Genomic DNA, 8,337 nt, shown 5'->3' on the forward strand with positions numbered 1-8,337 from the left:
ACCTTAAGGTGGTGGCGTGCGATGAGCCGGCGCTCGTCAATGTCGATGCGCGCCTGATGGTGCAGCTGGTGGTCAATCTGGTGAACAACGCCATCACCTATACGCCCGCGGGCTCGCATATCATGATTTCGATTAGCGTCGACGATGGACGCGTGGCGTGCTCGGTGGCCGATGATGGTCCGGGCATCGCACCCGAGGATCGCGAACGGATCTTCGAGTCGTTCTATACCGCCAACCATGGTCTGGCCGACAGCCACCGCAGCGTTGGCCTGGGTCTTTCGCTCTGCCGTTCTATTGCGCTGGCGCATGGCGGTAGCATAGAGGTTGCCGCGGCGGACCCGCACGGCTCGGTCTTTACGATTGAGCTTCCTGCCGCCGATGTTTCGTTTGATAAGGAGTAACGCTGTGCCGAACTCTGCCGTAAAACCGCTCATCTTGGTCGTTGAGGACGACCCCGCCGTTCGCAATCTTATCGTTGCCGCGCTCGAGGCGCACGGCTTGCGCCATATGGCTGTGGAGACCGCCCATGCCGCTATCGCCGCCGCCTCATCGCAGGCGCCGAGCATTGTGCTGCTCGATCTGGGCCTGCCCGATATGGACGGCGTCAAGGTGGTGGAGTCGGTGCGCGCATGGTCGGGCATGCCGATCATCGTGGTCTCGGCGCGCAGCGAGGATGCGGACAAAATCCGCGCGCTCGATGCCGGTGCCGACGACTACCTGACCAAGCCGTTTTCGGTCGAGGAACTGCTCGCGCGCATTCGCACGACGCTCAGGCGTCTTTCGTATGCGCAGACGGGCGGCGTTGCCTCCGAGGGTTCGTTTGATACCGGTGAGCTGCATATCGATTTTGATGCCGGCATCGCCACGATGGATGGCGAGGAACTGCATCTGACGCCGATCGAGTATAAGCTCCTGTGCCTGCTGGCACACAACGCCGACAAGGTACTGACGCACCAGTTTATCCTGCACGAGATTTGGGGCACGGCAACTAAGAGCGACCTGGCGAGCCTGCGCGTCTTTATGGGCACGCTGCGCAAGAAGATTGAGTCCGACCCCGCGCATCCGCGCTATATCCAGACGCATGTGGGTATCGGCTATCGCCTGGTCACCCAAGGCTAGATCGCCAACCACCATCCCAATATGAGTTGCGGTGAAATACGGTGTAAATTTGCCTAATTCCAGGCAAAACAGTCCGTATTCCACCGCAACTTTTTTATTTGCCCTTGGGCTTGCTGGCGTAGAACTTCTTCTTTTTGGACTTGCTGGCAGGGGAGGGTTTGCCGTTGCCGCGCGGCCCTCGGTCTCCGGCCTGCGCGTGCGCGGGCGCCGTTGTGCGAGGCTTGCGGGCTTCGGGGTTGCGCAGCTCCTCGGTTCGCTCGGCAATCTCCTCGGCGCTAAAGCCGACCTCGGCCATGGCGTCCTCGATGGGCAGGCGGCGCACGATATAGCAGTGGTGCACCTTCTGGTTGCGCGCGAAATCCTCGGGGATGGTCTGCGCCGTAATGTCCTCCAACACCACGCCCGCGCGGGCGAGCTTGCGCGTCTCGGGGCGGAAGCCGCGCAGATTGCAGCTAAAGATGGCATGTCCGCCCTGTGCAAGCAGGCGAGATACGCCGGCCAAAAGCTCAACATGGTCACGCTGGACATCCCAGGTGCGGCGGCCCATCTTGGACGAGTTCGAGAACGTGGGCGGGTCGACAAAGATCAGGTCCCAGCGGTTGCGCGTCTGGCGCTGGTCGCGAATCCAGGCAAGCACGTCGTCGCGCACAAAATGATGCTGCGGACCAACAAAGCCGTTCTGGCGCATATTGCGCTCGGCCCAGTCTAGGTAGGTGTTGGAAAGGTCGACCGTCACGGTCTCCTCGACGCCGCCATCGGCCGCGTAGCAGGTGGCAGTGCCGGTGTAGGCAAACAGGTTGAGGAAGCGGCGCGCCTGCTTGGCGTGCTCGCGCACCAGGTTGCGCGTGACGCGATGATCCAGGAAGATGCCCACATCCAAATAGTCGTCAAAGTTGACGGCAAAGGTGAGGCCGCCCTCCTCGATGAGCGGCAGACGACGGCGCGCGATGTTGGCGCGCTCGCCCGAGCCACCCTTGCCGGCGCCCTGCTTGCCGTACTGCGAGCCGCCGCGCGAGCGCATGCGGGCCTTGGCGTGCACATGCTCGGCCGGAACATCCAGGATACGCGGCGCGATGGCCAAGATGTCGAGCATGCGGGCCTGGGCCAGCGCGGGATCGATGGTCTTGGGCGCGGCGTATTCGGCGATGACGAGCCAGCGTCCCGGCGTCTGCGGGCAGCCCTCGTACAGGTCGATGGCGGCGGAGTAGTCGGGTAGGTCGGCATCGTAGACACGGTAGCAGCTCACGCCCTCGCGCTTGGCCCACTTGCGGCGCAGACGGGCGTTCTTGCGCAGGCGGTTGGCGAACTGCTCGGACTCCGGGATGAGCACGGGCAGCGGCTTGCCGTCGCCCAAGTCGAGCGTGGCAGCAGGTTCGGACATGGGGGTGTCGGCGGCTTCGTCTTCGGCGTCCGCGGTTTGCTCCTCGGTGTTTGCGCTGGTCGCAGCTTCGAATGCCGCGGCGGCGTGGTCGAGCGAGGGCCAAACCTCAATAGCCGCCTCCTCGTTATTGGGCATGACGGCGATGGAGCGCACGGGCTCGGCATGGAGCGCGCGGGCCAGCAATCCGTCGCGGGTGAGCGCGGCGACCGGCGCCGAAGCGAGCTCGGGGGCGCGGCGCAGCTCGCCGATGAGCGTCATGGCATCGTGCATGAGCGAAAGCGGGGTCTCGGTGGTGTCTGCGACGATGGCGGCACCGGCGACGGCGCCCGCACGGTCCAGCACGGTGGCGGGCTTGGCGGCACAAAAGTCGACAAAACGCTTGTAGCCGGCGCACTTGACCATGCGCTCGGCAGTCTTGCGGGCGGCGGGGTCGATGTCTACGGCCACGATGCGCGCCTGGCGCTCGCGCGCTGCCGCCTCGCGCTCGCGCGCCTCGGCAAGCAGCTGCTCCCACAGGGCGGCGTCGTGCAGTTGCCAGCCCTCAAAGCCCCAGCGCTCGCGTGCGGCGCCCGGGGCGCGGTCGGTCAGAATGTTCACGGCTTCCAGCAACAGGCCGCCGCCGGCGCACGAGGCATCGATTAGCGTGGGAAGGGCTTCATTCTCGTAATCGTCGGCCGTCAACTCGCACTCGCACAGTGCGGTCCAGCCGACCTGCGCCAGCACCAGGGCGGCGTAGTCGGGGCGCAGCACGTGCGTACCCTCGCCGGCGCGGGTCGCGGCACGCGGCAGGCGTTTGAACAGCGGGTCGCCCGAAAGGTCCAGGCTGATGCTCGCGCGGCGCTGACGCAGCGAAAGCAGCAGGTGAACATCGGGATCGGCGGCGTCGACATCGGCGCGACGGCCCGTGGTTTCGGCCAAGCGGTCGCATAATGCGTCCTTGGCGCGCAGGGCCGAGAAACGCGTGTTGCGCAGCTGCTCGGTCACGCCGCGGGCGGTGATGGCAATGGTGGCGCCGGGGCGGATGATGGTCTCCCAGGCGATGTCGTACACGCTGTCGTACAGTTCATCGGCATCCTGCGCCTCAAAGCGCCCGAGTACCACGAACACACGGCTCGCCAGGCGTGACCACAGACAGGCGCGGTAGCCTTCTTCGAGCTCGCCCTCAAATGTAGCGCGGCCCTTCAGCCGGCGAACATGCGAAAGCCCGAGGCGTTTAAGCTCGTCGGCGAGTTCGGACTCAAAGCCCTCGGGGCAGCTTGCGTAAAATTCCATGGGTGACCTCTCTGGTTGCGTCGCTCCATTATATGATGGATACTTCGTTTACTCTCGCCCCCGAAAGGAACCCATATGATTGATGCGTGCCCCGATTCCGCCGTGCTCTTTTTTGACGTGGACGGCACGCTGACGTCGTTCGATCCCGACGATATGACCGACAAAGACTTCAATGCAATCCATCCGTCGAAGGCTGTTGTCGATGCATTTGGTCGCCTGCGCAACGCGGGTCACCAGGCATTTATCTGCACGGGTCGTCCCTTGTGGCTGATTGCCGATGGCTTACGCGCGCTGAACCCGGCGGGCATCGTTGCCATGGCGGGGGCGACGCTCGAAGTCGAGGGGCGCGTGGTACACGAGGACTGCTTTGACGAAGACATTGTTGAGGAGCTTGCGCGTCGCGTTGTGGATGCCGGCATCGAGGTTTTTTTCGAGTCCAACGCTGCGACTTTTGCGCTGGAGCCTGTGGGCGTTGAGTGCTCGTCTTTAATCGGTACCTCTGTGGTGCACAGCGCCGAGGAGATGCGCGTCGACGGCCGTCTGCGCGTAGGCAAGGTGTGCATCGTCGCGAGCGACCTGGCTCGCGTAGCCAACGATGATGGCTTTATCGATCGCGAGTTTGAGCTGTGCAACACCGGTGGTCAGAATCGCGAGCTGAGTCCCAAGGGCATCGACAAGGGCGCGGGCGTGGCGCGAGCGCTGGAATACCTGGGTCGCACCGGCAACGCACGCACCTTTGGCTTCGGCGATTCGGGTAACGACCTGGGCATGCTCGCTGCGGTCGAGACGGCTGTCGCCATGGGCAACGCCATGCCTGAGGTCAAGGCGGTCGCCGACTACGTGACCGACGATGTCGCACACGACGGTACCGTCACAGCGATGCAGCATTTCGGCCTCATCTAATGAATCCCGCGTTCTGATGTTTGCCCAAACTGCGACTCTTTGCTTTTACATGCTCAATCGATTTATCAATCCAAACACTGAGGTGTTTATACCGTTCGCCGAGAAGATAAAAAACCGCAGCTCACGCCTTGATAAACGTAGGTAAAGTGTTTAGCAGTTTAACGCCCATGTGCAAGCGAAAGGAATCAGGCAGATGGCAATCAAGGTGTTCGCTGACGGTGCAAATCTCGAGGGCATGCTCGACATGTACGAGAACGGCAACGTTCAGGGTTTCACGACCAACCCGTCCCTTATGAAGAAGGGCGGCGTGACGGATTACCGCGCGTTTGCCAAGGAGGTCCTGGCTCACATCACCGATGTGTCCGTGTCGTTTGAGGTCTTTGCCGACGACGTCGAGACCATGGAGGTCGAGGCCCGCGAGATCGCTACCTGGGCCGAGAACGTCTACGTCAAGATTCCGTGCGTGACCACCAAGGGCGAGTCCACCGCCGATCTGGTCCGCAAGCTTTCCGCCGACGGCATCAAGGTCAACGTTACTACCATCTTTACGCCTGCGCAGGTCGATGAGATGGTCGAGGCCGTTGACACCGAGACGCCGTCCATCATCTCGCTCTTTGCCGGCCGTATCGCCGATACCGGCGTCGACCCCATTCCGTTTATGACGGAGTCGGTCCAGAAGGCCGCCGCCAAGCCCAACTGCGAGGTCCTGTGGGCGTCCACGCGCGAGCTCATCAACATCTACCAGGCCGAGGCCTGCGGCTGCCAGATCATCACGGTGCCCAACAGCATCCTGGCAAAGCGCAAGAACATTGGCCGCGACCCGTACGAGGTCTCGCTCGACACCGTGCGCGGTTTTGCCAAGGATATCGCCGCTTTGGGCTTCCATATTCTGCCGTAGCGCGAACACTGAGCGCGTCGCGGGCTGTTCGCCTCGGCCTTTCCTTTCCCTATCGCTCACGCGCTTCGCAAGGGTCGCGCTAGGCAAAGGAAAGGCCGGGGCTGCTGACACGGGCTCGCTGGCAAGTCGGTACTCGGCTTCCATATCCTGCCGTGGGCAAAGGTACCCCCGCCTGCGACGTGCAAAATTGAGAGTATTCTGCGAGGTAAAGGCTTTTACCAGCTAGTTGAAGCACGGAACAGCCCCCGTTTTGGCTCTGATGACGCCAAAACGGGGGCTGTTTATGACTTTATTGCCTCTGAGGGGCGTCCGGAACAGCGGAATTTGCAGAATACTCGCGATTTTGCACGTCACTACAGGGGGTACCCTTGCTTTGGCGGTTTACTTCCCCTGTACCATGGTGAGGGAGATTTTCTTGCGGTCGCGATCGACCTTCTCGACCCACACCTTGACCGTGTCACCGACGCGCACCACATCGCTGGGGTGCTTGACAAAGCGGTTGGCCAGCTTGGAGATGTGCACGAGGCCGTCCTGGTGCACGCCCACGTCGATGAAGGCGCCAAAGTCCACAACGTTGCGCACCGTGCCCTTGAGTTCCATGCCGGGCTCCAGGTCGTCGATGGAAAGCGCTGAGCGGCTAAAGACCACCTCGGGCGCGTCGTCACGCGGGTCGCGACCGGGCTTCTTGAGCTCGTTGACAATGTCGATGAGCGTGAGGGTGCCGCAGTCCAGGTCGCTTGCCAGCGCCGAGATACTGCCCAGGCGGCGCTCGATGTCGGGCACGCCGCCGCGGCTGAGTTCACTGGCCGCCACACCGGCGCGCTCCAGGACGGATGTGGCCACCTCGTAGCTCTCGGGGTGGACGCTTGTCGCGTCGAGCGGGTTCTTGCCACCGCTGATGCGCAAAAAGCCCGCGGCGTTGAGATATGCCTTGGGTCCCAGCTTGGGGACCTTCTTGAGCCGACGGCGATCGGTAAAAGCGCCGTTTTCCTCGCGGTAGGCCACGATGTTTTTGGCCACACTCGGCGTGATGCCCGACACGTATCCCAGCAGGCTCGCGCTTGCGGTGTTGACGTCGACGCCCACGCGGTTGACGACGTCCTCCACCACGTGGCCCAGGGTGTGCGAAAGCTCGGCCTGGTCAAGGTCGTGCTGGTACTGGCCAACGCCGATGGACTGGGGCGGAATCTTGACGAGCTCTGCCAGCGGGTCTTGCAGGCGGCGGCCCAGGCTCATGGCGCCACGCACGGTGACGTCCAGGTCGGGATATTCCTGGCTGGCGAGCTCGGAGGCGGAGTACACCGACGCGCCGGCTTCGTTAACGATGGTGTAGCGAAGGCTGGGCGCCTGCTCGGCAATGAACTCCGAGACGACTTCCTCGGTCTCGCGGCTGGCGGTGCCGTTGCCGATGACGATGGTGTTGACGCCGTCCTTTTTGACGAGGCGGGCGAGCTCGCGCTTGGTGCCGGCGACGTCGTGGCGCGGTTTGGTGGGGTAGACCACGCCGTGGTCGAGCAGCTTGCCGGTCTCGTCCATGACGGCGACCTTGCAGCCGGTGCGGTAGCCCGGATCGAGCGCGAGCACGCGGGCGCCGCGCACGGGGCGTGCCGAGAGCAGGCCCTCGAGATTCTTGGCAAAGACGTTGATGGCCTCGGTCTGAGCGCGAACGGTGAGTTTGGCGCGGGCCTCGCGCTCCAGCGAGGGGGCCATGAGGCGCTTGTAACCGTCGGCGATGGCGGCATCGAAGACGGGCGCGAAGACGCCCTGGCGGCGGGGCCAACGGCTGCCGAGGCGTGCCGTGGCGGCGGCGCCGTCGACGTTCACGCGCACGCGGAGCTTGCCTTCGCGCTCACCGCGGTCGATAGCCAGCACGCGGTGGTTGGGTATACGGCGCAGCGGCTCGTCATAGCTGTAGTACGGCTCGTAGGGGGTCTTCTCGGCGGGGTCGGTGGCCTCGACGACGATGTCGGCGGTGTTTTGCGTAAAGGCGCGCAGGTCGGCGACGTTCTCGGGGTCCTCGGCCACCGTCTCAGCCACGATGTCGGCGGCGCCGGCGAGCGCCTTCTCGGGCGTGTCGAAGCCGGCCTCCTCGTTGACGTAGTCCGCGGCGGCGTCGAGTGCGCTGCCCTTGGCCGAGGCCTGCATGATGATCATGTTGGCAAGCGGCTCCAGGCCTGCCTCGCGGGCCTTCTGCGCGCGAGTCATGCGCTTTTTGCGGTAGGGCTTGTAGAGGTCCTCGACACGCTGGAGCTGCGTGGCCTCGCGAATTTGCTGCTCAAGCTCTGGCGTGAGTTTGCCCTGGGCGTCGATGAGCAGAATGACGTCCTCTTTGCGCTGCTCAAGATTGCGCAGGTAAGACAGACGCTCGTCGAGTGCGCGCAGGGCGACGTCGTCCATGCCGCCCGTGGCTTCTTTGCGGTAGCGCGAGATAAAGGGGATGGTGTTGCCCTCGTCGATGAGCTTGACGGCCGCCTCGATGTTGGCGGCCTTAAGGTTGAGCTCGCGGGCGAGCTGGGCGATAAGATCCATGGGACTCCTTGCGTTTAAGGTGCGTTTGCAGCACAGGGCTACCAAGGATACCACCCGTCCCAAAAGACTGTTTTGGGGCCGCGCCACGAAAACGACCTATCTACTACGTTTTGCCCGTAGAGGCTGACCATACCTGGGTTTTCCGAAAATCGACAAGCCGTCTACCTGCACTGATAATTGTTCTCGGGGGAAGCGGGCACTGCGGGGCGCGGCAACGGCGCGCGATTTCCGCGTC

Annotated in this window: 6 protein-coding genes; 4 read left to right on the forward strand and 2 right to left on the reverse strand. The window is 63.5% G+C overall.

Annotated elements, in window-relative coordinates:
- On the forward strand, positions 1-401 hold a 401-nt coding region (locus tag ABHR75_RS07060), incomplete at its 5' end, for a sensor histidine kinase (RefSeq protein ID WP_346963968.1).
- 4 nt (positions 402-405) lie between these two features.
- A complete protein-coding gene (locus ABHR75_RS07065; protein ID WP_117648427.1) occupies positions 406-1,119 on the forward strand; it encodes a response regulator in 714 nt (237 codons plus the stop codon).
- Positions 1,120-1,213: 94 nt separating this feature from the next.
- On the opposite strand, the gene rlmKL is transcribed toward ABHR75_RS07065, so the two are convergent.
- The gene (gene rlmKL, locus ABHR75_RS07070) at positions 1,214-3,772 is read right to left on the reverse strand and encodes a bifunctional 23S rRNA (guanine(2069)-N(7))-methyltransferase RlmK/23S rRNA (guanine(2445)-N(2))-methyltransferase RlmL (RefSeq protein ID WP_346963969.1); all 2,559 of its coding nucleotides are present in this window, start codon (positions 3,770-3,772) and stop codon (positions 1,214-1,216) included.
- A gap of 75 nt (positions 3,773-3,847) precedes the next feature.
- Between rlmKL and ABHR75_RS07075 the strand changes: the two genes are divergently transcribed.
- A complete protein-coding gene (locus tag ABHR75_RS07075) occupies positions 3,848-4,675 on the forward strand; it encodes an HAD-IIB family hydrolase (protein ID WP_346963970.1) in 828 nt (275 codons plus the stop codon).
- Positions 4,676-4,868: 193 nt separating this feature from the next.
- Positions 4,869-5,573, forward strand: a complete 705-nt coding sequence (locus ABHR75_RS07080) for a transaldolase (RefSeq protein ID WP_346963971.1) — start codon at positions 4,869-4,871, stop codon at positions 5,571-5,573.
- 381 nt (positions 5,574-5,954) lie between these two features.
- Here the strand turns inward: ABHR75_RS07080 and ABHR75_RS07085 are convergent, their stop codons facing one another.
- Complete coding sequence (locus ABHR75_RS07085; RefSeq protein ID WP_346963972.1) at positions 5,955-8,102, reverse strand: Tex family protein; 2,148 nt, start codon at positions 8,100-8,102, stop codon at positions 5,955-5,957.
- Positions 8,103-8,337 lie beyond the last annotated feature (235 nt).

Source organism: Collinsella aerofaciens (assembly GCF_039752955.1).
GTDB classification, from domain to species: domain Bacteria; phylum Actinomycetota; class Coriobacteriia; order Coriobacteriales; family Coriobacteriaceae; genus Collinsella; species Collinsella aerofaciens_BI.

Coding starts and splice junctions, on each gene's coding strand:
- ABHR75_RS07085 (WP_346963972.1), bottom strand. CDS start 8,102: ATGGATCTTATCGCCCAGCTCGCCCGCGAGCTCAACCTTAAGGCCGCC.
- ABHR75_RS07075 (WP_346963970.1), top strand. CDS start 3,848: ATGATTGATGCGTGCCCCGATTCCGCCGTGCTCTTTTTTGACGTGGAC.
- rlmKL (WP_346963969.1), bottom strand. CDS start 3,772: ATGGAATTTTACGCAAGCTGCCCCGAGGGCTTTGAGTCCGAACTCGCC.
- ABHR75_RS07080 (WP_346963971.1), top strand. CDS start 4,869: ATGGCAATCAAGGTGTTCGCTGACGGTGCAAATCTCGAGGGCATGCTC.